Annotated in this window: 21 protein-coding genes; 11 read left to right on the plus strand and 10 right to left on the minus strand. The window is 69.4% G+C overall.

Annotated elements, in window-relative coordinates; all coding sequences use genetic code 11:
* The first annotated feature begins 74 nt into the window (after positions 1-74).
* The 4 genes from AB4112_RS23785 (at position 75) to AB4112_RS23800 (ending at position 5,707) form a co-directional block, all read left to right on the plus strand.
* Entirely contained in the window at positions 75-1,301 is a 1,227-nt protein-coding gene (locus AB4112_RS23785; RefSeq protein ID WP_441723414.1) for an SGNH/GDSL hydrolase family protein, read from the plus strand.
* Positions 1,302-1,575: 274 nt separating this feature from the next.
* Positions 1,576-1,914 carry a DUF1491 family protein gene (locus AB4112_RS23790; RefSeq protein ID WP_309792290.1) on the plus strand — a complete coding sequence of 113 codons (339 nt, stop codon included), beginning with the start codon at positions 1,576-1,578 and terminating at the stop codon, positions 1,912-1,914.
* A gap of 53 nt (positions 1,915-1,967) precedes the next feature.
* Complete coding sequence (locus tag AB4112_RS23795) at positions 1,968-4,034, plus strand: M3 family metallopeptidase (RefSeq protein ID WP_441723416.1); 2,067 nt, start codon at positions 1,968-1,970, stop codon at positions 4,032-4,034.
* 80 nt (positions 4,035-4,114) lie between these two features.
* A complete protein-coding gene (locus AB4112_RS23800; protein WP_309792292.1) occupies positions 4,115-5,707 on the plus strand; it encodes a peptide chain release factor 3 in 1,593 nt (530 codons plus the stop codon).
* A gap of 87 nt (positions 5,708-5,794) precedes the next feature.
* Here the strand turns inward: AB4112_RS23800 and AB4112_RS23805 are convergent, their stop codons facing one another.
* Positions 5,795-6,364, minus strand: a complete 570-nt coding sequence (locus AB4112_RS23805; protein ID WP_441723418.1) for an NADPH-dependent FMN reductase — start codon at positions 6,362-6,364, stop codon at positions 5,795-5,797.
* A 174-nt stretch (positions 6,365-6,538) separates the two neighbouring features.
* Here AB4112_RS23805 and AB4112_RS23810 point away from each other — a divergent pair, with 174 nt between their 5' ends.
* Positions 6,539-7,645: a YeiH family protein gene (locus tag AB4112_RS23810; RefSeq protein ID WP_441723420.1), complete on the plus strand. Its 1,107-nt coding sequence runs from the start codon at positions 6,539-6,541 to the stop codon at positions 7,643-7,645.
* A 71-nt stretch (positions 7,646-7,716) separates the two neighbouring features.
* Here AB4112_RS23810 and edd read toward each other — a convergent pair whose 3' ends face one another.
* The 5 genes from edd to AB4112_RS23835 all read right to left on the minus strand — a co-directional run bounded on the left by edd (position 7,717) and on the right by AB4112_RS23835 (position 15,807).
* On the minus strand, positions 7,717-9,528 hold the full coding sequence (edd, locus tag AB4112_RS23815) for a phosphogluconate dehydratase (RefSeq protein WP_309792294.1): 1,812 nt from the start codon (positions 9,526-9,528) through the stop codon (positions 7,717-7,719).
* A 131-nt stretch (positions 9,529-9,659) separates the two neighbouring features.
* On the minus strand, positions 9,660-10,358 hold the full coding sequence (gene pgl, locus AB4112_RS23820; protein WP_309792295.1) for a 6-phosphogluconolactonase: 699 nt from the start codon (positions 10,356-10,358) through the stop codon (positions 9,660-9,662).
* A 10-nt stretch (positions 10,359-10,368) separates the two neighbouring features.
* On the minus strand, positions 10,369-11,847 hold the full coding sequence (zwf, locus tag AB4112_RS23825; RefSeq protein ID WP_309792296.1) for a glucose-6-phosphate dehydrogenase: 1,479 nt from the start codon (positions 11,845-11,847) through the stop codon (positions 10,369-10,371).
* A gap of 170 nt (positions 11,848-12,017) precedes the next feature.
* Positions 12,018-14,906, minus strand: a complete 2,889-nt coding sequence (locus tag AB4112_RS23830) for an AAA family ATPase (RefSeq protein WP_441723423.1) — start codon at positions 14,904-14,906, stop codon at positions 12,018-12,020.
* A gap of 259 nt (positions 14,907-15,165) precedes the next feature.
* On the minus strand, positions 15,166-15,807 hold the full coding sequence (locus AB4112_RS23835) for a chloramphenicol phosphotransferase CPT family protein (RefSeq protein ID WP_309792298.1): 642 nt from the start codon (positions 15,805-15,807) through the stop codon (positions 15,166-15,168).
* A 298-nt stretch (positions 15,808-16,105) separates the two neighbouring features.
* Between AB4112_RS23835 and AB4112_RS23840 the strand changes: the two genes are divergently transcribed.
* Positions 16,106-16,900, plus strand: a complete 795-nt coding sequence (locus AB4112_RS23840; RefSeq protein ID WP_441723425.1) for a DUF899 domain-containing protein — start codon at positions 16,106-16,108, stop codon at positions 16,898-16,900.
* 24 nt (positions 16,901-16,924) lie between these two features.
* Here the strand turns inward: AB4112_RS23840 and AB4112_RS23845 are convergent, their stop codons facing one another.
* Complete coding sequence (locus AB4112_RS23845) at positions 16,925-17,824, minus strand: LysR family transcriptional regulator (protein WP_309792301.1); 900 nt, start codon at positions 17,822-17,824, stop codon at positions 16,925-16,927.
* 148 nt (positions 17,825-17,972) lie between these two features.
* On the opposite strand from AB4112_RS23845, the gene AB4112_RS23850 reads away from it, so the two are divergent.
* Together AB4112_RS23850 and AB4112_RS23855 are read left to right on the plus strand one after the other, a co-directional pair.
* A complete protein-coding gene (locus tag AB4112_RS23850; protein ID WP_309792302.1) occupies positions 17,973-18,974 on the plus strand; it encodes a DUF1254 domain-containing protein in 1,002 nt (333 codons plus the stop codon).
* 109 nt (positions 18,975-19,083) lie between these two features.
* Positions 19,084-19,341, plus strand: a complete 258-nt coding sequence (locus AB4112_RS23855; protein ID WP_309792303.1) for a hypothetical protein — start codon at positions 19,084-19,086, stop codon at positions 19,339-19,341.
* A 13-nt stretch (positions 19,342-19,354) separates the two neighbouring features.
* Here the strand turns inward: AB4112_RS23855 and AB4112_RS23860 are convergent, their stop codons facing one another.
* Together AB4112_RS23860 and AB4112_RS23865 are read right to left on the minus strand one after the other, a co-directional pair.
* Positions 19,355-19,522: a hypothetical protein gene (locus AB4112_RS23860; protein ID WP_309792304.1), complete on the minus strand. Its 168-nt coding sequence runs from the start codon at positions 19,520-19,522 to the stop codon at positions 19,355-19,357.
* Between the two features lie 55 nt (positions 19,523-19,577).
* Complete coding sequence (locus AB4112_RS23865; RefSeq protein WP_309792305.1) at positions 19,578-20,000, minus strand: VOC family protein; 423 nt, start codon at positions 19,998-20,000, stop codon at positions 19,578-19,580.
* A gap of 497 nt (positions 20,001-20,497) precedes the next feature.
* Here AB4112_RS23865 and AB4112_RS23870 point away from each other — a divergent pair, with 497 nt between their 5' ends.
* From AB4112_RS23870 to AB4112_RS23880, 3 genes are all read left to right on the plus strand, one after another.
* Complete coding sequence (locus AB4112_RS23870; RefSeq protein ID WP_309792306.1) at positions 20,498-21,145, plus strand: MarC family NAAT transporter; 648 nt, start codon at positions 20,498-20,500, stop codon at positions 21,143-21,145.
* A gap of 118 nt (positions 21,146-21,263) precedes the next feature.
* Entirely contained in the window at positions 21,264-22,211 is a 948-nt protein-coding gene (locus AB4112_RS23875; RefSeq protein WP_309792307.1) for a threonine/serine dehydratase, read from the plus strand.
* A 434-nt stretch (positions 22,212-22,645) separates the two neighbouring features.
* On the plus strand, positions 22,646-23,179 hold the full coding sequence (locus AB4112_RS23880; RefSeq protein WP_309792308.1) for a MucR family transcriptional regulator: 534 nt from the start codon (positions 22,646-22,648) through the stop codon (positions 23,177-23,179).
* A gap of 248 nt (positions 23,180-23,427) precedes the next feature.
* Here AB4112_RS23880 and AB4112_RS23885 read toward each other — a convergent pair whose 3' ends face one another.
* Positions 23,428-24,858 (minus strand): aldehyde dehydrogenase family protein, encoded by a 1,431-nt coding sequence (locus AB4112_RS23885; protein WP_309792309.1) that lies wholly within the window; start codon positions 24,856-24,858, stop codon positions 23,428-23,430.
* Positions 24,859-24,905 lie beyond the last annotated feature (47 nt).

Consider the following 24,905-nt stretch of genomic DNA (forward strand, 5'->3'; position numbering starts at 1 on the left):
TAGTTCGACAGCACCGGCGGCACGACCGGCAGGCGGCGTCGCCCTCATCGATGGCCGACAGGGGAGAAACACCAATGATCGGAAGCAATAGGGTTGGACGTTCGTGGCTGGCCGCAGCCTGCGTGATGGCGGCGCTGGCCGGATCCCAGGCGGCCACGGCGCAGGAGGCCTGGATCGGCAGCTGGGGCGCCAGCCCGGCCTTCCCGGTCGGACCCGAACTCAGCAACGCCACCGTCCGCCAGCTGGTCCGGCTCAGCGCCGGCGGCACCAAGGTACGGCTGCGCTTCTCCAACGAGACCGGCACCCAGCCGCTGGTGATCGGCGCCGTCCGCATCGCCCGGCCCGGCAACGCCCCGGGCTCGATCGACCCGGCCAGCAGCAAGGTGGTGACCTTCGGCGGCGAGGCCGCGATCACCGTGCCGCCCGGCGCGCCCGTGGTGTCGGACCCGGTCGAGATCACCGTCGCCGCCCTCGACACCCTGGCGGTCAGCCTCTATCTGCCGCGCTGGACCGGCCCCTCGGTGGTCCATCCCCTGTCGATGCAGACCGCCTGGATCTCGATCGCCGGCGACAGCACCCAGGCCACCGCGCTGCCGGACGCGGCCCCGCTGGAGGCGCGCTTCTTCCTGTCGCGGGTCGAGGTGGCGGCCGAGGGCGGCACGCTGGTGACCCTGGGCGATTCGATCACCGACGGCTACGGCTCCGGCGTCGATGCCAACAAGCGCTGGCCGGACCTGCTGGCCGAGCGGCTGGCCAAGGCCGGCGGCCCGGCGGTCGGCGTGGTCAATTCCGGCATCAGCGGCAACCGGGTGCTGCATGACCTGCCGGAGGCGATGTTCGGCCCCAGCGCCCTGTCCCGCGTCGATCGCGACGTTCTCTCGGTACCGGGCGCGCGCTGGGTGGTGATCATGGAGGGCATCAACGACATCGGCCACTCCAGCTCCGCCGGCCTGACCGAGCAGGAAGTCACGGCCGACGAGATCATCGGCGGGCTGAAGCAGATCGTCGCCCGCGCCCATGGCGGCGGGCTGAAGGCCTATTGCGCCACGCTGACGCCGTTCGAGGGCACGGTCTTCGCCCACTACTATTCCGCGGAGGGCGAGGCCAAGCGCCAGGCGGTCAACAGCTGGATCCGCACCGGCAAGGGCTGCGACGCGGTGATCGACTTCGACGCCGCGGTCCAGGACCCGGCGCATCCCAGCAAGCTGCGCGCCGATTTCGACGTCGGCGACCACCTGCACCCGAACGCCGCCGGCTATGAGGCGATGGCCGCGGCGGTGGATCTGGGGCTGTTCAAGTAAGGAGAGCCAATCGACAGTAGTCTTCCGGCACCGATGCCATTCCGTCACCTGTCATCCTCGGGCTTGACCCGAGGATCCAGGGGCGGCCAGAGCAGCTCTTGGTGGCTCCTGGATTGCCGGGTCAAGCCCGGCAATGACAATGAAAGTTGAATCCTGTGTCTTCGTCCACAACCCAGGAATCGGACTGCCCGGGTCAAGCGGGCATGACAGTGGAGGGGAAGGACGACCCCTGTCCGAGGGTCAATTTTCGTCCCGACCTGCTATACCCTGCCCCATGACCACCGAACGCCTTCCGACCGAATTGTGGGTCTCGGCCCATCTGCGCCAGCTGGGGCAGCAGGCGATCGCGGCCTATGTCGCGCGCAAGGGCGACCCGCGCGCCGGCCTGCTGATCCTCAAGCTCAACCTCGGCGCGCCCGGCTGCCGGGTGCTGAGCCAGTCGCGCGATCTCGACGGCGAGCTCGCATGGCTGCCGGCCAAGGGCGGCGAGCTCCTGGCAGAGGCCGAGGCCGATGCCTATATTGCCCGTGCGGTCCAACGCGATCCCGACCTCTGGGTGGTCGAGATCGAGGACCGCGAGGGCCGCCACCCCTTCGAGGGGCGCATCCTCTGACGGCCCTGCCCCACCCGCCCGACACCCGCTAGCCAATGGACACCCCCGGCCGCATGGATACGCAAGCCAACGACACCCTCGACATCGCCGAGAACCCGCTGGTGGCGCCCTCGCCGCTGCAGGACCAGGCCGTGCCGTTCGACCGCGTCGAGGTGCAGCACTACCTGCCGGCGCTGGACCACACCATCGCCGAGGCCAAGGCGCGGATCGAGGCGATCCTGGCCAACCCGGCGGCGCCGGACATCGAGAACACCATCGTCGCGCTGGAGCAGGCGGGCCAGGACGTCGACCGCGTCTCCTCGGTGTTCTACAACCAGCTTTCGGCCCAGACCTCGGACGAACTGCAGGCGCTGGCCGCGGATTTCGGGGCGAAGAGCGCCAATTTCTCCTCCGACGTCTCGCTCGACCCCCGCGTCTTCGCCCGGGTCCGCGCCGTCTGGGACGCGCGCGACGGGCTCGGCCTCAAGGGCGAGAAGGCCCGGCTGCTCGACGACACCTACACCGGCTTCGTCCGCAACGGCGCCTTGCTGTCGGACAACGAGAAGGGCGAGCTGCGCGCCATCGACGAGGCGCTGGCCAAGCTGACCCCCGACTTCCAGCACAATGTGCTGAAGGCCACCAACGCCTTCACCCTGTGGGTCGAGGACGAGGCCGACCTGGCCGGCCTGCCCGAGGGCGCGGTCAAGGCGGCCAAGCTGGCGGCGGAGGAGCGCGACCGGCCGGAGGCCTGGCTGATCACGCTCGACGCGCCGAGCTATGTCCCGTTCATGACCTATGCCGAGAACCGGGGCTTGCGCGAGCAGCTGTGGCGCGCCTTCAACGCCCGCGCCTTCGGCGGCGAGTTCGACAACCAGCCGCTGGTCAAGGAGATCGCGTCGCTGCGCTTCCGCCGCGCCAGGCTGCTGGGCTATCCGTCCCATGCCGCCTTCGTGCTGGAGAAGCGGATGGCGGAGACGCCGGACGCAGTGCACGCCTTCCTCGACCGGCTGCTCGCCGCCTCGAAGCCGGCGGCGGAGCGCGACCTCGCCGAGATCCAGGACCATGCCCGCACCCTGGGCGGACCGACCCCGCTGCAGCCCTGGGATGTCGGCCACTACGCCGAGAAGCTGAAGCAGCACCGCTTCGCCTTCGACGAGGAGGCGCTGCGCCCCTATTTCCCGCTCGGCCGGGTGATCGACGGCGTGTTCGAGCATTGCCGACGGCTGTACGGCCTGGTCTTCCGCCCGTCCGACGCCTATCCGGTCTGGCACCCCGACGTGAAGGCCTATGAGGTCTATGACGAGGCCGAGGACCGCTATGTCGGCCTGTTCTACGCCGATTTCTTCCCGCGCTCGTCCAAGCGCAACGGCGCCTGGATGACCACCTATCGCGACCAGGGCCTGTACCACGACGGCGTCAAGCGGCCGCATGTCGCCATCGTCTGCAACTTCACCAAGCCGACCGCGGACCGGCCGTCGCTCTTGTCCTACGACGAGGTGCGGACCTTCTTCCACGAGATGGGCCACGCCCTGCACGGCCTGCTGTCGCGCTGCACCTACCGCTCGCTGGGCGGCACCAACGTCTATTGGGACTTCGTCGAGCTGCCGTCGCAGATCTTCGAGAACTGGGTGCAGCAGAAGGACGGGCTGGACCTGTTCGCCGGGCATTACCAGACCGGCGAGAAGCTGCCGGCGGACCTGGTCGAGAAGATCCGCGAGAGCGCCCGCTTCATGGCCGGCTGGCAGTCGCTGCGCCAGACCTCCTTCGCCCAGCTCGACATGGCCTGGCACGACGGCGACCCGACCGCGATCGCCTCGGTGCCGGAGTTCGAGCGCAGCGCCACCGCGCGCGCCCAGGTGCTACCGCCGATCCCGGAGGCCAACTCCTCCTCCGGCTTCAGCCACATCTTCGGCGGCGGCTATTCCGCCGGCTACTACAGCTACAAATGGGCCGAGGTGCTGGATGCCGACGCCTTCGAGCTGTTCCAGGAGAAGGGGCTGTTCGACCCCGCCACCGCCCGCAGCTTCAAGGAGAACGTGCTGGAGCGCGGCGGCACCGAGCACCCGATGGAGCTGTACAAGCGCTTCCGCGGCCGCGAGCCCGACCAGGATGCGCTGCTGCGGCGGGACGGGCTGATGTAGCGGCCGGGCCTCCTCCGTTTCCGCCCGTTTCTGGCAGGCCGCTCCCAGCGGCCTGCTTTTGCATATATGACTGACCGATCATGCCCTCGAATATCGACCCGATCGAACGCCGCCGCACCTTCGCCATTATCGCCCATCCGGACGCCGGCAAGACCACGCTGACCGAAAAGCTGCTGCTGTTCGGCGGGGCCATCCAGATGGCCGGCGCGGTCAAGGCCCGCGGCGACCAGCGCCGCGCCCGGTCGGACTGGATGAAGGTGGAGCGCGAGCGCGGCATCTCGGTCACCGCCTCGGTGATGACCTACGACTATGACGGCCACACCTTCAACCTGCTGGACACGCCGGGCCACGAGGATTTCTCGGAGGACACCTACCGCACCCTGACCGCGGTCGATTCGGCGGTGATGGTGATCGACGCGGCCAAGGGCATCGAGGAGCAGACCCGCAAGCTGTTCGAAGTCTGCCGCATGCGGAACGTGCCGATCACGACCTTCATCAACAAGATGGACCGTGAGAGCCGCGACCCGTTCGACCTGCTCGACCAGATCGAGCAGGAGCTGCAGCTGCACGTGACGCCGGCGACCTGGCCGATCGGCAGCGGCCGCGGCTTCCTGGGCTGCTACGACCTGTTCCACGACCGGCTGGTGCTGATGGCCAAGGGCTCGAAGGGCGCCATGCCGGAGCTCGGCGAGACCTGCAGCGGGCTGGACGACCCCAAGCTCGACGCGCTGCTGCCGGCCGATGCCGTCGCCACTTTGCGCGAGCAGGTCGAGATGGCCCGGGCGCTGTGCCCGGAATTCGACCTGGAGATGTATCGCGAGGGGCATCTGACCCCGGTGTTCTTCGGCTCGGCGGTGAACAATTTCGGCGTGCGCGAGCTGCTCGACGGCATCGGCGCCCTTGCCCCCTCGCCCCGGCCCCAGCCGACGGCGGGCCGGACGGTGGACCCGACCGAGAGCGACGTCTCGGCCTTCGTGTTCAAGATCCAGGCCAACATGGATCCGAAGCACCGCGACCGCATCGCCTTCGTCCGCCTCGCCTCCGGCCATTTCAAGCGCGGCATGAAGCTGAAGCATGTCCGCTCGGGCAAGCTGATGAACATGCACAACCCGGTGCTGTTCCTGGCCCAGGACCGCGAGCTGGCCGAGGAGGCCTGGGCCGGCGACATCGTCGGCATCCCCAACCACGGCAATTTGCGCATCGGCGACGCGCTGACCGAGGGCGAGGATCTGCGCTTCACCGGCATCCCTAGCTTCGCACCGGAGTTGCTGCAGCGGGTGCGGCCGGACGACCCGATGCGGGCCAAGCATCTCGGCCGGGCGCTGGAGCAGCTGGCCGAGGAAGGCGCTGCCCGGGTGTTCAAGCCGGTGCTGGACGCCAACTGGATCGTCGGCGTGGTCGGCGGGCTGCAGTTCGAGGTGCTGGCCGACCGCATCCGCACCGAATACGGCATCCCGGTGCATTTCGAGCCGGCGCCCTACTACACCGCCCGCTGGGTCGAATCGGACGACCCGATCGCGCTGAAGTCCTTCCAGGACGGTCTGCGCAGCGCCATGGCCGACGACCATGACGGGGCGCCGGTGTTCCTGGCACGCAACGCCTGGCACCTCGACACCGTGACCAAGGAAAACCCGACGCTGCGCTTCCTGAAGACCAAGGAACAGACGGCGTAAGGCACTCCAGTCCGTAGGTTGGGTTCGCACCGCGAACCCAACACCCAGCCGGCGGATCGATGTTGGGTTCGCATATGCGAACCCAACCTACGAAGCCGTCGTCTCCGTCCCGATCGCCCGGACGAAACCCTCGATCGCCCCGCGCAGCGCCGTCGCGATCTCGGCATCGGCCAGCATGCCGCCCTCCGGCAGCTTGCGGCCCAGCAGCGGGACGGCGATCGAGGCCTCCGGCACCATCCGCGCCGTCATCACCACCAGCGTCTCGGTCAGCGCTTCCTGGGCGTGATGGGCGCGCGGCGAGGCGTTGATCAGCGCCACCGGCTTGTCGACGAACTCGCCGGTCGCCACCACCCAGTCCAGCGCGTTCTTCATCACCCCGGCGACGCCATGGGCGTATTCCGGGCTGGAGATCAGCACGCCGTCCGCCGCCGCCAGCCGCGCCCGGAACTCCGCCACCGCCGGGATCGCCTCGGGGTCGAGGTCCGGGTTGAAATGCGGCAGGTCGGCCAGGCCGCCATAGACCGCCACCTCCACCCCGGCCGGCGCCAGCGTCGCCATGGCCTGCAGCAGCCCGGTGTTGGACGACCCGGCGCGCAGGCTGCCGGAGATGGCGAGGATCTTCATGGCGGCGCCGATCTGTCGGGGATCATCGTTCACGGGAGATCATAAGTCCCGCCTCGCTGCCGCCGCCACATCGGTCAAGCGGACCTCCGGGGGAGGGCATAAAGTACAGACCAATCGACAAAGTCGATCGATTTGAGAAATTGAATGCGTTGGATTGATTGATCGGCGCAGATCATCTTGCAGGCACCTTAGAAATCCGAGTCTGCCATGGCGATCGTCGACCCATTCCGGCCCCAGCTGCCAGCCACCCTCCCCATGGCGCACCGTTTGACGGCGGCCGCCGGGTCTGTCCCGGGCACCATCGCCCGGCTGGCCCCGGGTCTCGTCCTGTGCGGCGCGGTCACCATCGTCGCGGTCCTGCTGGAGCGGCTGGAGGCCGGCATCTTCGGCCACGCCTGGCTGGAAGCTCTGGTCCTGGCGATCCTGGTCGGCACCGTGGTGCGCACGGTCTGGACCCCGAACCAGCGTTGGCGCGCCGGGATCGGCTTCAGCGCCAAGACGCTGCTGGAGATCGCGGTGGTGCTGCTCGGTGCCTCGGTGAGCATCGGCGCGGTGGTGACCGCCGGCCCGGCCCTGCTGGTCGGCATCGCCGCCGTGGTCCTGGTGGCCATCGCCGCCAGCTACGGGCTGGGGCGCGGCCTCGGCCTGCCCCACCGCATGGCGGTGCTGGTCGCCTGCGGCAACTCGATCTGCGGCAATTCCGCGATCGCCGCGGTGGCGCCGGTGATCGGGGCGGATGGCGAAGAGGTGGCGGCGTCGATCGCCTTCACCGCCGTGCTCGGCGTGCTGGTGGTGCTGGGCCTGCCCTTCCTGCCGGCGCTGCTGCATATGAGCGGGGTGCAGTACGGCGTGCTGGCCGGGCTGACCGTCTACGCCGTGCCCCAGGTGCTCGCGGCCACGGCGCCGATCGGCGCGATCGCAGTGCAGCTCGGCACCCTGGTCAAGCTGATGCGCGTGCTGATGCTCGGGCCGGTGATCCTGGGCCTGACGCTGGTGACCCGGAGGCGGACCGACGGCGCAGCCGTGCGCAGCACGGGCCGGATGCCGTGGCACAAGCTGGTGCCCTGGTTCATCGACGGCTTCCTGCTGCTCGCGGTGCTGCGCTCGTTCGGGCTGATCCCGCAGGTGGCGCTCGCCCCCACCGCGGCGGTGGCCACCTGGCTGACCGTGCTGTCGATGGCGGCGCTCGGCCTCAGCACCGATCTGCGCAGCGTGGCCAAGGCCGGCCCGCGCGTGACCGCCGCGGTTACCCTCTCGCTGCTGGTGCTCGGCGCCATCAGCTTCGGCCTGATTCATATGCTCGGGATCGTGTGACGCCGAGCATTCCCTTCTCATCGTCATTCCCGCTTTCGCGGGGATGACGATTCTGTTCGGGCTCCTCGGCCTCAGAAGATCGAAGCACCCGCATCCGCCCGTCCGGCAGCGTTGCGGAAGGCGGCGAACAACTCACGTCCCACCCCGACATGCGACGGGGCGAGATCGGCCGTTGCGTCTTCCCGCGCGGCCCATTCCTCGGCGTCGATGTCGCGGATTTCCAGCCGCCCGGTGACCGCGTCGAGGCGCAGGATGTCGCCGTCGCGCAGCTTGGCGATCGGCCCGCCGACCGAGGCCTCGGGCGTGACATGGATCGCCGCCGGCACCTTGCCCGAGGCGCCGGACAGGCGGCCGTCGGTGACCAGCGCCACCTTGCGGCCGCGGTCCTGCAGCGCGCCGAGCGGCGGCATCAGCTTGTGCAGCTCCGGCATGCCGTTGGCCTTGGGGCCCTGGAACCGCACCACCGCGATGAAGTCCTGGTCCAGCGCGCCGGCCTTGAACGCCGCCTGCAGCTCCTCTTGCGAATGGAAGATCTTCGCCGGCGCCTCGATCACATGGCGCTCCGGCGCCACCGCCGAGGTCTTGATCACCGCGCGGCCGAGATCGCCGTCCAGCACGCGCAGGCCGCCGGTGGCCTGGAACGGCTCGGCCGCGCCGCGCAGCACCGCGGTGTCGCCGCTGGTCGCCGCCGCGTCGCGCCACACCACCGCCCCGTCGACGTCCAGGCCCGGCTCGACGGTGTAGCGGTCCAGCCCGCCGCCGAGGATGGTGGCGACGTCGTCGTGCAGCAGGCCGGCGCCGATCAGCTCGCGGATCAGGAAGCCGGTGCCGCCGGCGGCGTGGAAGTGGTTCACGTCGGCCTTGCCGTTGGGATAGACGCGGCACAGCAGCGGCGTGATCTCGGCGAGGTCGGCGAAATCGTCCCAGGTCAGGGCGATGCCGGCCGCCGCCGCCATGGCGATCAGATGGATGGTGTGGTTGGTCGACCCGCCGGTGGCGTGCAGCCCGACCACGCCGTTGACCACGGCGCGCTCGTCCATCAGCCGGCCGATCGGGATGAACTCGTTGCCCAGCGCGGTGATCGCCAGCGCCCGCTTGGCGGCCTCGATGGTCAGGGCGTCGCGCAACGGCGTGTTGGGGTTGACGAAGGACGAGCCCGGCAGATGCAGGCCCATGATCTCCATCAACATCTGGTTGGTGTTGGCGGTGCCGTAGAAGGTGCAGGTGCCCGGCCCGTGATAGGACTGGGCCTCGGCCTCCAGCAGCGCGTCGCGGCCGACCTTGCCCTCGGCATAGAGCTGGCGGGCCTTGGCCTTGTCGTCGTTCGGCAGGCCGGACGGCATCGGCCCGGCCGGGATGAACACCGCCGGCAGGTGGCCGAAGGACAGGGCGCCGATCACCAGCCCCGGCACGATCTTGTCGCAGACGCCGAGGAACACGGCGGCGTCGAACATCTGGTGCGACAGGGCGACCGCGGTCGACAGGGCGATGACGTCGCGCGAGAACAGCGACAGCTCCATCCCCGCCTCGCCCTGGGTGACGCCGTCGCACATCGCCGGCACGCCGCCCGCCACCTGCGCCGTGCCGCCGACGGCCCGCGCCGCCTCGCGGATCAGCTCGGGATAGCGCTCGAAGGGCTGATGCGCCGACAGCATGTCGTTGTAGGCGGTGACGATGCCGAGGTTGGGGCCCTCGCCCTCGCGCAGCGCGCCCTTGTCGACGCCGCAGGCGGCGAAGCCATGGGCGAAGTTGGCGCAGCCCAGCCGCCGGCGGGTGGGGCCGGCCTCGGCGGCTGCGGCGATCCGGTCGAGATAGGCCGAGCGGGCATCGTGGCTGCGCCGCGCGATCCGTTCGGTGACCTCGGCTATGCGGGCTTGCACCATCAGGCTGGCTCCTTGGCTGGACGGTCTCGCCACCGGACCGGGCCAAGCGAAGGATGTTCAGCCCGATCTCATAACGATCAATATGTTATGGCAGATTCTTATAGTTGACTATCAGCTTCTGAAGCCGATGGTCACGGGCACCAGAAGATCTCGACCGGCCGCACCGACCGGGTCAGCACGGCGCGGATCGGCATCGCCTCGGCCGGGCCGGCGACCAGCGCCGCCTCGAGCACGCGCTGCTTGCCCGCCCCTTCGATATGGAGGCACAGGGCGTCCGCCGCCAGCAGCACCGGCAGCGTCAAGGTGATGCGCGGCTCGCCGGCGGCGGGGGCGCGCATGGTTTCGAGCAGTTGTCCGGCCGCCGGGGCCAAGGCCTGGGCCAGCCGGTCGCCGCCGGGGAAGAAGGAGGCGGTGTGGCCGTCATCGCCCATGCCCAGCACCACCACGGCGAAGGGCAGCGGCAGGGCGGCGATGCTGGCGGTCACCTGCGCCATCCCGTCCTCGGGCGTCGGCGCATCGACATGCAGCGGCACGAAGGTCGCGGCCGCCGCCGGGCCCTGCAGCAGGTGCTTGCGGACCAGCGCGGCGTTGGAGCGGTCGGACTCCTCGCCCACCCAGCGCTCGTCGACCAGGGTGATGTCGACCCGGGCCCAGTCGAGCGGCTTGCCCGACAACGCCTCGAACATCCGGGTCGGGGTGCGCCCGCCGGACACCGCCAGCGCCGCCCGCCCGCCCTGGGCGAGCCGCACGGTCAACACTGCCGCGATGTGGTCGGCGAGGCCGGATGCCAGCGCCTCGGCGGTCGGGAAGTCGTGGCGCGCGATCGACATGCTAGCCCCCTTAGTCCTCGTCCTCGTGCCAGGTGCGGCCGTCGCGCTCGATCAGCGCGATCGCGGCGGAGGGGCCCCAGGTGCCGGCGGTGTAGGGCTTCGGCGGCTCCTTGGAGGCCTTCCACGCCTCGATGATCGGGTCTGCCCAGGCCCAGGCCTGCTCGACCACGTCGCGGCGCATGAACAGGCTCTGGTTGCCGCGGACGACATCCATCACCAGCCGCTCATAGGCGTCCGGATTGCGCACGTTGAAGGCCTCGGCGAAGCTCATGTCGAGCGGCACATGCTGCAGCCGCATGCCGCCCGGCCCCGGATCCTTGATCATCAGCCACAGCTTGACGCCTTCGTCGGGCTGCAGCCGGATCACCAGGTGGTTCTGCGAGATCGGTCCGGCCGACCCGTCGAACACCGAATGCGGGATGGCGCGGAAGGTGACCACGATCTCCGACATCCGCGCCGCCAGGCGCTTGCCGGTGCGCAGGTAGAACGGAACGTTGGCCCAGCGCCAGTTCTCGATCTCGGCCTTCAGGGCGACGAAGGTCTCGGTATGGCTGGTGGTGTTGCCCAGCTCATCGAGATAGCCCGGCACCGCGCCGCCAGAGGAGGCGCCGGCCCGGTACTGGCCGCGCACCGTGGCGGTGTTCACCATGCCGTCCGTGATCGGCTTCAGCGACTTCAGCACCTTCAGCTTCTCGTCGCTCAGCGACGCGGCCTCCATCGAGGTCGGCGGCTCCATCGCGACCAGGCAGAGCAGCTGCAGGATGTGGTTCTGCACCATGTCGCGCAGCGCGCCGGCGCCGTCGTAATAGCCGGCACGGCCCTCGACCCCGAGGCTCTCGGCCACGGTGATCTGGACATGGTCGATGTGCGAGGAATTCCACAGCGGCTCGAACAGGGCGTTGGCGAAGCGCAGCGCCATCAGGTTCTGCACCGTCTCCTTGCCGAGATAGTGGTCGATCCGGTAGGTCGATTCCTCGGGGAAGACGCGGCCGATCGCGTCGTTCAGCTCGCGGGCGGATTCGAGATCCTTGCCGATCGGCTTCTCGACCACCACCCGCGACCGCTCGGTCACCAGCCCGTGCTGGCCAAGCTGGCCGCAGATCTCTCCGAACAGGTCCGGCGAAGTCGCGAGGTAGAAGATGCGGATGCGCTCGGCACCGTCCTTCAGCGCCTTGCCGAGGTCGGCCCAGCCCTTCTTGGCGTTGGCATCGACCGGGACGTAGGACAGGCGGGCCAGGAAATCGTCCAGCACCGTGCCGCTCTGCTCCGCCGTCGGGATGTGCTCGAGGATCGCCTTGCGGGCAAAGTCCCGGAACTCGTCGTCGGACAGCGGCCGGCGGGACGTGCCGATGATCCGGGCCTCCGGCGGCACCTGCCCGGCCTTGTCGCGCTCATAGAGCGCGGGCAGCAGCTTCCGCTGGGACAGGTCTCCCGTCGCCCCGAACACGACGATGTCGAACGGCTCGACGGCAATGACGCGCGCGATCATATCCAATCCTCGGACCAAATCGAGCCGCTGTTATCGGCGGCTGGGCGCGCAAGTGCCAGCGGGAAGTTGCGATCGAGGGCCGGCCCGACGCATGCGTCGGTTGAGTCAGGCGCGGGCCCGGAGGGTTGCGGGGCCCGCGCCTGCCCAAAAGCTGGGCAGATGCCCCGGTTTCAGCCGCGGCTGCGGGCCGGGGGGCTGCCCTTCGCCGGTTTCCTGCCGGCCGCCGGTGCCTTGGCGGCCTTGGCCGGCTTCGCGGCCGGGACGCGCTTGGCCGGGGCCGCCTTGCCGTTCCCGGCGGCCTTCACAGTCTTTGCCGGCTTAGCGGCCTTTGCCTTGGCGGGCTTGGCCGGCTTCGCTCCGGCCGGTTTGGCCGGCTTCGGCGTCTCGACCTTGAAGGCGACCTCGCCCTTGTCGTAGCGGAAGGTGACGCGGTCACCCTCCTTGACCTCGCCGTTCAGCATCGCCTTGGCCAGCCGGGTCTCCAGCAGCTGCCGGATCTGCCGCCGCAGCTCGCGGGCGCCGTATTCCGGCTGGTAGCCCTCGGCCGCGAGGTGGTCGACCAGGCTGTCGTCCACCGCCAGCTCGATGTCCTGGCCGCGGGCCGTCTTGACCAGGCGGGCCAGCTGCAGCCGGACGATCGCCTTGATCTGCTCGCCGGTCAGGCCGTGGAAGATGATGATCTCGTCGATCCGGTTCAGGAACTCCGGCCGGAAATGCTGGCGCAGCACGGTCATCACGTCGCCCTTGATGCCGTTGGCGGTGGCGTTGAAGCCGATCGAGCTCTGCCGGCCCATGATGATGTCGGAGGCGAGGTTCGAGGTGGCGATGATCAGGGTGCTGCTGAAATCGACCACCCGGCCCTTGCCGTCGGTCAGGCGGCCGTCGTCGAACACCTGCAGCAGCACGTTGTAGACGTCGGCATGCGCCTTCTCGATCTCGTCGAGCAGGATCACGCTGTAGGGCCGGCGGCGCACCCGCTCGGTCAGCTGTCCGCCCTCGTCGTAGCCGACATAGCCGGGCGGGGCGCCGATCAGCCGGGACACGGCGTGGCGCTCCATATACTCGCTCATGTCGATGCGGATGATCGCGTCCTCGTCGCCGAACACCACCTCGGCCAGGGCCTTGGCCAGCTCGGTTTTGCCCACGCCAGTCGGGCCCAGGAACAGGAAGTTGGCGATCGGGCGATGCCCCTGCTGCAGCCCGGCCCGGGCCAGCCGCACCGCGTCGCTGACCGCGCGGATCGCCTCCTCCTGGCCGATCACGCGCTGGTGCAGCCGCTCCTCCATCTGCAGCAGCTTGGCCTTCTCCTCCGCCGTCAGCTCGGTGACCGGGATGCCGGTCAGCTTCGACACGATCTCGGCGATGTGCTCGACCGTGACCTCGGCGGTGCTCGACCCGATGCGGCGCTTCCACTCGTCGGTCAGGTCGGCCAGCGTCTTCTCCTTCTCGGCCACCTGCTCCTCGAACGCCTTGGTGCGCTCGTACTGCTTGCGCGAGGTGGCGTAGGCCTGCTCGCGCTTCAGCTGCGCGACCTCCGATTCCAGCTCCTGGATCTCGGCCGGGCGCGAGGTGGTGGACAGGTGGACGCGCGCCGCTGCCTGGTCGATCAGGTCGATCGCCTTGTCCGGCAGGAAGCGGCCGGAGACGTAGCGGTCCGACAGCTCCGCCGCCGCCACGAAGGCCTCGTCCTGGATGGTGACCTTGTGGTGGCCCTCCATCCGGTCGCGCAACCCGCGCAGGATGGCGATGGTCTGCTCCACCGTCGGCTCGGCCACCAGCACAGGCTGGAACCGGCGTTCCAGAGCCGCGTCCTTCTCGATGTACTTCTGGTACTCGTTCAGCGTGGTGGCGCCGATCAGGTTCATCTCGCCGCGCGCCATCGCCGGCTTGAACACATTGGCGACGTCCAACCCGCCCTCGCCGCCGCCCTGGCCGGCGCCGACGATGGTGTGGACCTCGTCGATGAACAGCAGCAGCTCGTCGCGGTGCTCGGCAATCTCGTCCATCACCTGCTTGACCCGCTCCTCGAACTCGCCGCGGAACTTCGAGCCGGCGACCAGGCTGTTGACGTTCAGCTCGACCAGCCGTTTGTCGCGCAGCGTGTCCGGCACCTCGCCGTTGACGATGCGTTGGGCCAGCCCCTCGACGATGGCGGTCTTGCCGACGCCGGGCTCGCCGATCAGCACCGGGTTGTTCTTCTTGCGCCGGGCCAGGATCTCGATCGTGGTCTCGACCTCGCGCGACCGGCCGATCACGGGGTCGAGCTTGCCCTCGCGCGCCAGCCTGGTCAGGTCGCGGCTGTACTTGTCGACCTGGGGCGTGTTGGACGGCACCTCGACCGGCCCCTCCTCCGCCCCCGACCCGACCGTGCGCACGGTCTGCTGCCGCAGCGCCTGCAGCGTCAGCCCGTATTTGCTCAGCAGGTTGCCGGCGAAGCTCTCCGGCACTGCGGCGAGGCCGAGCAGCAGGTGCTCCGGCCCGACATAGTTGTGGCCGAGCTCACGCGAGATCAGGAAGGCATGGTCCAGCGCGCTCTTCACCCGCGGCGACACCCCGACCTCGGTGCGCGGCCCGATGGTGCCGGGGTCGCCGCGCGGCGCATTCTGGTCGATGTAGTTGCGCAGGTCGTCGGGCGAGATCTTGAAGCGCCGCAGGATCGCCTGGACCACATCGCTGACCGACAGCACATACAGCAGGTGCTCGGTGTCGACCTCGCGCTTGCCGGCGTTGACCGCCCGCTCCGCCGCGCGTTGCAGCAGCTCCTTCGAGGTCTCGCTGAAATGCTGCTGTATGTTGAGCGCGTCGCCCTCGGGCCGTTGCGGGCCGCGGCGTGGCGGCCCGGCCGGCACGCCGTTGCCCTGGCCGCCCTGGCCGAGCACGTCATCGAGCCCGCCGCCGCGGACCAGCGCCTCCAGTGGCGAGACGTAGCGCTGGTGCCGGGTCAGCTGGGTGTAATGGAAATCGCAGACATCCAGCTGCCGGCGCTGGCCGTTCTGCAGCACGGTGACGCGGACCGTGGCGGGCCGGGCCTGGCAGATATCGCAGAGATGCTGGGGCATGGTGACGTCTCCACTCCCGAAAACCGGATCGGCCTCATCTGACGAAGCCCGTTGCGAGACGGCCCGGTGCGAGTCCGGGTCGAACGGCGTTTTCCTCTCCCCCAGCGCGAACGCTTGGGGATCGTGGCTGTTCCAGCCCGCCCCGGCGTTTTGCGCCGATGCCGCCGGGGCACGACACGCGACCGTGGCCGCCGGTCCAGCCGGAAACCCCGAGCTTAAGCATCTTCGCGCCACAATCCCAGCCGGTCAGCACCGGCACCTACCCAGCCTCGGCCAGCCGGCGGAAGGCCGAGGTCGGTTCGGGGTCGTCGAGGCGCCGGCGGATCGCCGCGGCGCAGGCCTCCGGGCTCAGTTGCGAGGTGTCGAGCTCGAGGTCGTAGATCCCCGGGCGGTGCACCTCGCGCTGCCACAGCAGGACCGGGGCCGGCACCGGCTCCGCCGCCATGGCGGTGGCATACTCCCCTTCCCGCCCCGGCTGTCCCGCCCGGCGGCGGCGCATGATCTCCTCGACCGGGCAGCGCACCCCGACCAGCAGGGCCGGCAGCCCGGCGAGGCGCCGGGCGCAATCGCGCAGGGTGTCACGCGGCACCGCATGGGCGTCGTGGTGGCCGACGTCGACCACGACGTTCAGCCCCAACCGGGCATGGGCGGCGACCGATTCGTACAAGGCGGCGTAGAACACTGGCACCCAGGGCTCCAGCTCCGGGCGCTCACCGCCCGGCCGCAGCCCGATGCCGGGCCGGTAGCGCGGCGGGGTGACGTGCCGGACATGGGCGTCGACCCCGAAATTCATCCAGGGGCCGTCGAAGCTGTCCTGGATCGCCGCAGCGATGCTCGACTTGCCCGCCCGCGGCGCGCCGTTCAGGACGACGATCCACCCGGGCTGGGTCCCCTGGCCCATGGCCTGCGCCCCGCGCTCGTGACATCCAGGCCAGCTAAAGCCATGCCGGGCCGGCATGCAACGCCCGCCTGGCCCGGCCACGTCCCGAAAGCCACGCCACCAAGGGCAACGACGGCCGTCCCTACATCGTGGCGCGCAAGCGATGACGCGAACGGACTCACGCCATACTTGTCACTCCCCGCTGTCCGATGTCCGGCCCAAATCTATGTCACGACCAACAACCAGCGATGAGCAGGGACATGGCATCCCGCCTCGACCGCGAGGCGCGGGAGCCCGCCCAAATCAGGAGGTTGCAACCATGACCACATCAACCGAGACCGGACGGAACGGCACCCGGGCCATCATGCGCACGCCGCCGGTGGTGTCGCCGCAGGCGTGGCAGGCGGCCCACGACCAGCTGCTCGTGAAGGAAAAGGCCCAGACCCGCGCCCGCGACGCCCTGGCCGCCGAGCGCCGGCGCATGCCGTGGATGGCCGTGGAAACGGCATATGCGTTCGACGGGCCTGTGGGCAAGGCCAGCCTGCTCGACCTGTTCGACGGCCGGCGCCAGTTGATCGTCTACCGCGCCTTCTTCGAGCCGGGCGTGTTCGGCTGGCCCGACCATGCCTGCCGGGGCTGCTCCATGGTGGCCGACCAGGTCGCCCACCTCGCCCATCTCAACGCCCGCGACACCACCCTGGTGTTCGTCTCGCGGGCGCCCCAGGCGGATATCGCGCGGCTGAAGGCGCGGATGGGCTGGGAGATCCCGTGGTTCACCGTCACCGACAGCTTCGACGCCGATTTCGGCGTGGACGAGTGGCACGGCACCAACGTGTTCTATCGCGACGGCGACCGCGTGTTCCGCACCTATTTCGTCAACAACCGCGGCGACGAGCAGATGGGGGGCACCTGGAACTACCTCGACATCACACCGCTGGGCCGGCAGGAGGTGTGGGAGGACTCGCCCGAAGGCTATCCCCAGACCCCGACCTACAAATGGTGGAACTGGCACGACAGCTACGTCGCGGACGCGGCGCCCGACAAGAAATGGGTCGAGGTGTCGGACGCCGGAGAGGCGGCGTTCCGGAACCAGGACACGGCCACGAAGCCCTGAGGCGGGCCCGCCGCCCCGCTCCGCTCACCCGCCGCCGCCGATATCGCAGGCCTGGACGATCTGCGGGAGATAGCCCTGGCAGAAGTCCAGATAGGTCCGGACGATGGTCGAGGGGTGGCGGTGGGGCGGATAGACCAGGTGGAGGGGCCATTCCGGCAGCGGGTGCTGCGGCAGCAGCTGCACCAGCCGCCCCTCTCGGATCGGCCTGGCCACCAGAAAGGGCGGCAGCTCAGTCACGACGTCGCCGCCCAGCGCCCGGCTGCACAGCTGGTGGTAGTCGTTGGTGGACAGCACCGCCCGGGGCGCCACCACCTGCCCGCCCAGATCCCAGCGGGCCGGGACATCGAGGCGCGTCGCCCACACCGCGCAGGGGTAGCGATGCAGCGCGTCGGGTCCGGTCGGCAGGCCCAGCCGCTCCATCAGCGTTGGGCTGGCAACGAGGACGTTGCGGAAGGACAGCAGGCGCCGCGCCACCATGGCCTCGTGGACGATCGCGCCGACCCGCAGGGCGACGTCGATGCCGTCCTCGACCAGGTCCATGCGCCGTTCGGTCGAATAGACGTGGACCTCGATGTCGGGGTAGCGGCGCTGGAAGGCGGCCAGCAGGTCCCACCACGGTTCGAAGGTCTGGGGCAGCGACAGGCGCAGGCGCCCCTTCAGCCGCGCCTGGTCGCTGACCACCGCCTGCTCGGCCTCCAGCAGCGCCTCGATGCCGCCGCTGGCATGCTCGTACAGCCTCGCCCCGGCATCGGTCAGCCGGGTGCCGCGCGCCGAGCGTTCCAGCAGTTGCACCTTGAGCTGCCGCTCCAGCTCGCGGATGCGACGGCTCAGCGTGGGCAGCGGGGTTCCGAGACGGGCCGCCGCTGCCGAAAGGCTGCCCGCCTGGACCACCGCGACGAACATGCGGGTGGCATCCAGATCCATGCCGGGAGCATACCATTTCTGAGAGACTTGTTACCAATCTTGCCGGTTAATCTTCATATTCGATCGGCCTAGGGTGCCGCGCATCGGGAAGGGGGTTTTCGCCCGGGAAAGCACGATGAAACTGACCAGCATGAGGATCTTGGCGGCCATGTCGTTGATCGCGAGCTCCATCGCATCGGCCCAGACGGCGGCGGCACCGGCCCAGCCCGTCACCGTCGAGACCTACAGCCGCGCCCAGACCGATGTGAACTTCGCCGGGGTGGTGAAGGCCGGCGGCTTCGGACGGTTCAAGCATGGCCGCGAGTTGGCGCCCCCGGTCCAACAGGGCATCGTGCGCCCCAACCGCGACACGCTGTATTCCTTCGCGATCCTCGACCTCGACGCTGGGCCGGCGACGATCACGCTGCCGGATGCCGGCCGGCGCTTCATGGGGATGCAGGTCGTCAACGAGGACCAGTACACCCGGGCCACCTATTACAGCCCGGGCCCCCACACCCTGACCCGGGAGGCGGTCGGCACGCGCTACGCCATCGTGGTGGTGCGCTTCCTGGTCGATTTCGCGAACCAGCAGGATGTCGGCCAGGTCCACGCCCTGCAGGATGCCGTCACGCTCGGCCAGGACCGGCCCGGCACCTTCGCAGTTCCCCACTGGGACGAGGCCAGCCTCAAGACCATTCAGGCGGCGCTGCAACAGCTGGGAACCACGGTGTCCGACACGCGGCGCATGTTCGGTCCTGACGCGGACGCGGTCGACCCGGTCCGGCACCTGATCGGCAGCGCCATGCTGTGGGGCGGCGCGCCTGAGAAGGACGCGCTCTACCTTCCGACCACGCCGGCCCGGAACGACGGCCGCACCGTCTACGCGCTGAGGGTCGGGGACGTGCCGGTAGACGGCTTCTGGTCGCTGACCGTCTATAACAGCGCGGGCTACCTCCAGCCGAACCCGGACAACGCCTATGCGGTGAACAGCCTCAACGCCAGGAAGGGCCCGGACGGTTCGGTCGCCATCCGGTTCGGCGGCTGCGACGGCACAGCCCCGAACTGCCTGCCGATCACGCCGGGATGGAACTACACCGTGCGCCTGTTCCGCCCGCGTGCGGAGATCCTCGACGGCACCTGGACATTTCCATCGGTCCAGCCCGAGGGCTGAAGCTGTCGGCTGGCAAGCCACAGGGGAGACCGTTCGAGGATGCGTCTGGGGTGAGTCGAATGGCCATTGAAGCCGGCCGGCCGCGGTGCATGTCAGTATGATGAGATCCATGATCCGCCTGGCGCTGGTCGCCGGCCTTGCCTTCGCCGCCGCATCGGCGGCCCAGGCGCAATGCATCGTGAACCCCGGCGCCATCGGCGCCCCCTGCGTCAACGGCGGCACGCCGCCGCTGACCCACGACCGGCAGCCGGTCCTCCAGAATATCAAGCCGCCGCCGAGGGCGACGCCCGCACCGTCGGTCAAGGTCTCCCCGCCGGCCCAACCGGCCCCGAGACCGCCGATCGTGCCGCTGGCGCCGAAGCGATGACGCGCCGGCCGCCTCAGCGGCAACTGCAGGGGCTGCCCTTGCCGCCGAAATTCCTGGCGGCGAAATTCTCGGCGTCCGAGGCGTAGTCGAAGCTGCCGAACTGGCAGACATTGCTGCCGCGCGCGGTTATCTCCTGCTCCAGTGTCCGGTACTCGACCTCGATCCGCCTGCCTCGGGCCATCGACTCGGCGGGACGGGCGCCCGGATTGATCAGGACGCCCGTTCTGTTCGGCCGATCACGCGGTCTCGGGCGTCCCTGCGATCGCCGCCGGATCCATCCACATGATCTCCCAGACATAGCCGTCGGGATCCTCGACGCTGCGGCTGAACATGAAGCCATGGTCCTGCGCCGGGTTGGGATCGGCGCGACCGCCGGCCGCCACCGCGCGGGCCAGCGTCGCATCCACCGCGTCGCGGCTGTCGACGCTCAGGGCGAGCAGGACCTGGCTGTCGCGCCGCGCGTCGCCGATCGGGCGCTTGGTGAAAACGCCATAGTGGGCGTGGGTCAGCAGCATCACCCCGATTGCGTCCGAGAACATGATCGAACTGGACTGCTCGCCCGAAAACTGCGGGTTCAGCGTGCCGCCGAGCGCGAGGTAGAGCGTGGTCGAAGCGGCGAGATCGCGGACCGGCAGGTTCACGAAAATCATCTTGGGCATCACGTCCCTCCTTCTCTTGATCTGCGAGCCGCGCTTTTGTCTCGCTGCTATGTTGGTAGACGCAATATGTCTTATCGTCAAGATACATTACGTCGAGAGAAAAGACTCATGGATCGTGCCGACGTCGCGACAGAGCAATGGGCCCGCGAGCGCCCGGACCTCCCACGCTGCCGATGGCGGTGCTCGGCCGCCTGTCCGAAGCCGCCGGGCGGGTGACGCGCGACCATCTCAACCCGCTGTTCGCCAGCGCCGGGCTGCAGCCGGGCGAGTTTGACGTGCTCGCGACCCTCCGGCGATCGGGCGTGCCCTGCATGCTGTCACCCACCCGGCTTTACGATAGGAGCGGCTGCTGTCGGTGCTCACCACCGCCGAGCAGGAAAAGCTCAACGCCCTGCTCAGGAAGCTGATCACCGGGCTCTAGCCTCTTGCCGTGATCCCGATGTTGCGGCCGGCACCGCAGATCAGCCAGGGTGTCTGGCCACATCAGGGGGACGCGCATGGGCGGTTCGATCCAGACATTCCTGCTCACCCTCTCGGCCCTGTTCTCGATCGTCAACCCGATCGGGGCGGCGCTGATTTTCAGCCAAATCACCGCCGACCGGTCGCATGACGAACGCCGCCAGCTGGCGCGGACGATCGCGATGTACTCCACCCTGGTCATGCTCGGGGCGCTGTGGGGCGGCGCCTATGTGCTGAGCTTCTTCGGAATCAGCCTGTCCGCCCTGCGCATCGCCGGCGGCTTCATCATCGCCGCCAGCGCCTGGCGGCTGCTGCAATCGCCGGAGCAGCAGGAGGAGCGCAAGCAGCAGCAGGCCTCGGAGGCCGAGGGCATCGACGCCGTCGCCTTCTTCCCGCTGACCATGCCGTTCACCACCGGACCGGGGACGATCTCGGTCGCCATCGCCATCGGGTCGAGCCTGCCGGTGGGGCAGCCGTCCTTCCTGCCCTTCGTGCTCGGCGCCTCCGCCGCGGCGATCGTGCTCGCCGTCATCATCTGGGTCGCCTACTCCTCGGCCGACCGGATCGTCGCCTTCCTGGGCCATGCCCGGGCGCGCGTGCTGTCGCGGCTGATGGCCTTCCTGCTGCTGTGCGTCGGCACCCAGATCACCCTGAACGGCATCGCCGATTTCGTGCATACGCTGTAGCCCGCGCCGGACGGCGGCCGGCAAAGGGGAATTGCGTCCGGCCGTCTGGAATTGGTAGTTTGCCAATCGACGAATTCCTGACCCGAACATCAGCCGCAGGGGCGGCACCGGAGACGAGATGTCCAGGATCATCCCGATCGACCGCAGCCGGATCGCCGCCACCGAGCCGGTGATCCGCCCCCACATCCGGCGCACCCCGGTGGTCGCCGCCGAGGGCCGCGACTTCGGCATCGAGGCCGGCGCGATCACGGTGAAGCTGGAACTGCTGCAGCATGCCGGGTCGTTCAAGACCCGCGGCGCCTTCGCCAACCTGCTGACCCGCCCGGTGCCGGCGGTCGGGGTCGCTGCGGCGTCCGGCGGCAACCACGGCGCCGCGGTGGCCTTCGCCGCGCGGGCGCTGGGCCTGCCCGCCCGGATCTTCGTGCCGGCCATCTCCTCGCCCGCCAAGATCGACCGCATCCGCAGCTACGGCGCCGATCTGGTGGTCGGCGGCGACCGCTACGCCGACGCGCTGGCCGCCTGCGACGCCTGGGCGGCCCAATCCGGCGCCCTGTCCATCCACGCCTTCGACCAGGCCGAGACCATGCTGGGCCAGGGCACGCTGGCGCTCGAGCTCGAGTCCCAGGCGCCGGAGCTGGACACGGTGCTGGTCGGGGTCGGCGGCGGCGGGCTGATCGGCGGCATCGCCGCCTGGTATGCCGGGCGGGTCAAGGTCGTGGGCGTCGAGCCCGAGGCGTCGCCCACCCTGCACCGCGCCTTCGAGGCCGGGCACCCGGTCGATGCCGAGACCGGCGGCATCGCCGCCGATTCCCTGGCGCCGAAGCGGATCGGCGAGCAGGTCTTCCCGATCGTGCGGCAGCATGTGCAGGCGACCGCGCTGGTGACCGACGACGCGATCCGCGCCGCCCAGGCGGCGCTGTGGTCGGGCTTGCGGGTGGTGGCCGAACCCGGCGCCGCCGCCGCCTTCGCCGCCCTGCTGTCAGGCCGCTACCGCCCCCGGCCCGGCGAGCGGGTCGGCGTCGTGGTCAGCGGCGGCAACACCGTCGCGGTCGATTTCAGCCGCTAGCTCGACGCCTCCATCACATCGGCCGACCACTGCGCCGTTTCCCCGAGGCTGGCCGCCGAATCCTTCGGCCGGCGCGGGGCCGATCGGCATAGAGAGAGAACTCATGGCCACGCATCCGCTGGATTGGGCGGAGCCGTGGCTGCTTTGAATTCCCGGCGTGGCCATCAGGGAAACAACAAGCATGCGAAGGGGCGACGCAACAATTGTGCTCGATCCTGATTATTTTCCGCAGGCGAACCGGCGCAAGGGAAAGAGTCGCAGGACCGAAAACTTTTTTCTGAATCCCCTGGAACCTTAGAGCCAGTCTTGTCTTGTAGCATTTGACGCCATGAGAGCAGTCTCGATGATGCTGACGGCCCCCCGTGACGACCTGCGGACGCGTTGCGGCGCACAGGACATAAGGGGCGGCACACAGGACTTAAAGGGAAAGCGCGATGTCCACGCTGAGCGAAGATGAGATCCTCAAATTCACCAAGGAAATCATCGTGGCCCATGTGTCGCACAATGCGGTGGACAGCGAGTCCCTGCCGGGTCTCATCCGCAGCGTCCATCTGTCGCTGATCGCGGCCCGCGGCACGCCGGTCTCGCAGGACATGACGGCCGTCGACGGCGACCAGGAGCCCGAGGCCATCCGGGCCGAACCCGGCGCCGACCATCACCCGGCGGCGCATCCGCGCCTCGTCGCGGCCTCGACCCCGGCGGTGCCGGTCGCGGAGTCGGTGACGCCGGACTACATCATTTGCCTGGAGGACGGCCGCCCGTTCAAGATGATGAAGCGCTGGCTGCGCGCCACCTACGGCATGACGCCGGAGCAGTACCGCGCCAAATGGAACCTGCCGGCGGACTACCCGATGGTGGCGCCGAACTACGCCCGCTCGAAATCGGCCTATGCCAAGACCCAGGGCCTCGGCACCACCCGCCTCCGCCACCGCGCCGAGAAGCACCGGCCCCAGCGCGCCGCCGTCTGAGGCTTTGCGCCTGCCGTCAGGCGATGGCGACGGCCGGTTCGGCGAGGCCGGCCATCGGCAGGACCAGGCTGCCGCCGAGGGCGATACCGGCCAGTGCAACGCCGGGCGGGAAGCCACCACGCCAGGATGGCCGCCCCCCGCAGGCGGATGCTGGTTCCCCGCAGCCTGCGTCGCCGCAAAAAGAATTCAGGAAGAGGCCGGCAAGCCGGAGCCCTCCGCGGCGAACCACGGAAGGCTCCGGCGAGGACTCAGGCGGCCTCGTAGCCGATCACGCCCTTGATCTCGAGGAAATCCTCGAGGCCGAATTCGGCGTATTCCCGGCCGTTGCCCGACTGCTTGTAGCCGCCGAACGGCGCGCCGGTGTCCCAGGCGGGGTAGTTGATGTGGACATTGCCGGTGCGCAGCTGCGACGCCACCTTGCGCGCGCGGTCCAGGCTGCCCGACTGGACATAGGCGGCGAGGCCGTAGACCGTGTCGTTGGCGAGGTCGATCACCTGCTCTTCAGTCTCGTAGGTCAGGATCGACAGCACCGGGCCGAAGATCTCCTCGCGCGCCACCGACATCTCAGGCGTCACCCGGGCGAAGACGGTCGGGCGGATGAAGTAGCCGCGGTTCAGCCCCTCGGGCCGGCCCGGGCCTCCGGTCACCAGCTCCGCGCCCTCGGCGATGCCGGATTCGATCAGCTTCTGGATCTTGTCGTACTGCACCTGGCTGACCACGGGGCCCAGCATCGTGCTTTCGGCATCCGCCGGGCCGACCTTGAAGGTCTCCGCCGCCGCCTTGGCGTAGCCGACCGCCTCGTCATGCCGGTCGAGCGGCACGAACATCCGGGTCGGGGCGTTGCAGGACTGGCCGCTGTTGCCGAAGCAGCCGGCGACGCCCTTGGTCACCGCCCGCTTCAGATCGGCGTCCGGCAGGATGATGTTGGCCGACTTGCCGCCCAGCTCCTGATGCACGCGCTTGACCGTGTCAGCCGCCGATTTGGCCACCAGGACGCCGGCGCGGGTCGACCCGGTGAAGGACACCATGTCGACATCGGGGTGGCTGGAGATCGCGGTGCCGACCGTCGGCCCGTCGCCATTGACCAGGTTGAACACGCCCTTCGGCACGCCGGCCTCATGCAGGATCTCGGCGAAGATGATGGCGTCGAGCGGCGCGATCTCGCTGGGCTTCAGCACCATGGTGCAGCCGGCGGCCAGGGCCGGGCCGACCTTGCAGGTGATCTGGTTCAGCGGCCAGTTCCACGGGGTGATCATGCCGACCACGCCGATCGGCTCCTTGGCGATCAGGGTGGTGCCCTTGATCCGCTCGAACTCGAAAGTCTCCAGCGTCTCGATCATCCGGGCCAGATGGGCCTCGCCGGCGCCGGTCTGGGATTCCAGCGCGAATTTGCGCGGCGCGCCCATCTCGCGCGACACGGCGAGCGCGATGTCGCCGGCACGGCTCTTGTAGACCTCCAGGATGCGGCGCAGCAGGGCCAGACGCTCCTGCCGGCTGGTGCGGGCGAAGACCGGGAAGGCCCGCTTCGCCGCCGCCACCGCGCGGTCGACATCCGCGGCCGAGCCGAGCGAGATCTGGGCAAACGCCTCCTCGGTCGACGGGTCGATCACGTCGAGCGTCTTCGGCGTGATCGGGTCGACCCAAGCGCCGTCGATGTAGAATTGCAATTCGTGCGCCATCAGAACCTCGTTCGGTCGTGGGGCGGAGGGGAGCCGAAGGCCCGGCC

Origin of the sequence: Inquilinus sp. 2KB_23, assembly GCF_052115705.1 — a bacterium.
GTDB lineage: Bacteria > Pseudomonadota > Alphaproteobacteria > DSM-16000 > Inquilinaceae > Inquilinus > Inquilinus ginsengisoli_A.

What these genes read in the sequence shown, in the direction of transcription:
- AB4112_RS23785 (WP_441723414.1), top strand. Translation starts at nt 75, where the DNA reads ATGATCGGAAGCAATAGGGTTGGACGTTCGTGGCTGGCCGCAGCCTGC.
- AB4112_RS23790 (WP_309792290.1), top strand. Translation starts at nt 1,576, where the DNA reads ATGACCACCGAACGCCTTCCGACCGAATTGTGGGTCTCGGCCCATCTG.
- AB4112_RS23795 (WP_441723416.1), top strand. Translation starts at nt 1,968, where the DNA reads ATGGATACGCAAGCCAACGACACCCTCGACATCGCCGAGAACCCGCTG.
- AB4112_RS23800 (WP_309792292.1), top strand. Translation starts at nt 4,115, where the DNA reads ATGCCCTCGAATATCGACCCGATCGAACGCCGCCGCACCTTCGCCATT.
- AB4112_RS23810 (WP_441723420.1), top strand. Translation starts at nt 6,539, where the DNA reads ATGGCGATCGTCGACCCATTCCGGCCCCAGCTGCCAGCCACCCTCCCC.
- edd (WP_309792294.1), bottom strand. Translation starts at nt 9,528, where the DNA reads ATGGTGCAAGCCCGCATAGCCGAGGTCACCGAACGGATCGCGCGGCGC.
- pgl (WP_309792295.1), bottom strand. Translation starts at nt 10,358, where the DNA reads ATGTCGATCGCGCGCCACGACTTCCCGACCGCCGAGGCGCTGGCATCC.
- zwf (WP_309792296.1), bottom strand. Translation starts at nt 11,847, where the DNA reads ATGATCGCGCGCGTCATTGCCGTCGAGCCGTTCGACATCGTCGTGTTC.
- AB4112_RS23830 (WP_441723423.1), bottom strand. Translation starts at nt 14,906, where the DNA reads ATGCCCCAGCATCTCTGCGATATCTGCCAGGCCCGGCCCGCCACGGTC.
- AB4112_RS23835 (WP_309792298.1), bottom strand. Translation starts at nt 15,807, where the DNA reads ATGGGCCAGGGGACCCAGCCCGGGTGGATCGTCGTCCTGAACGGCGCG.
- AB4112_RS23840 (WP_441723425.1), top strand. Translation starts at nt 16,106, where the DNA reads ATGACCACATCAACCGAGACCGGACGGAACGGCACCCGGGCCATCATG.
- AB4112_RS23845 (WP_309792301.1), bottom strand. Translation starts at nt 17,824, where the DNA reads ATGGATCTGGATGCCACCCGCATGTTCGTCGCGGTGGTCCAGGCGGGC.
- AB4112_RS23850 (WP_309792302.1), top strand. Translation starts at nt 17,973, where the DNA reads ATGTCGTTGATCGCGAGCTCCATCGCATCGGCCCAGACGGCGGCGGCA.
- AB4112_RS23855 (WP_309792303.1), top strand. Translation starts at nt 19,084, where the DNA reads ATGATCCGCCTGGCGCTGGTCGCCGGCCTTGCCTTCGCCGCCGCATCG.
- AB4112_RS23860 (WP_309792304.1), bottom strand. Translation starts at nt 19,522, where the DNA reads ATGGCCCGAGGCAGGCGGATCGAGGTCGAGTACCGGACACTGGAGCAG.
- AB4112_RS23865 (WP_309792305.1), bottom strand. Translation starts at nt 20,000, where the DNA reads ATGCCCAAGATGATTTTCGTGAACCTGCCGGTCCGCGATCTCGCCGCT.
- AB4112_RS23870 (WP_309792306.1), top strand. Translation starts at nt 20,498, where the DNA reads ATGGGCGGTTCGATCCAGACATTCCTGCTCACCCTCTCGGCCCTGTTC.
- AB4112_RS23875 (WP_309792307.1), top strand. Translation starts at nt 21,264, where the DNA reads ATGTCCAGGATCATCCCGATCGACCGCAGCCGGATCGCCGCCACCGAG.
- AB4112_RS23880 (WP_309792308.1), top strand. Translation starts at nt 22,646, where the DNA reads ATGTCCACGCTGAGCGAAGATGAGATCCTCAAATTCACCAAGGAAATC.
- AB4112_RS23885 (WP_309792309.1), bottom strand. Translation starts at nt 24,858, where the DNA reads ATGGCGCACGAATTGCAATTCTACATCGACGGCGCTTGGGTCGACCCG.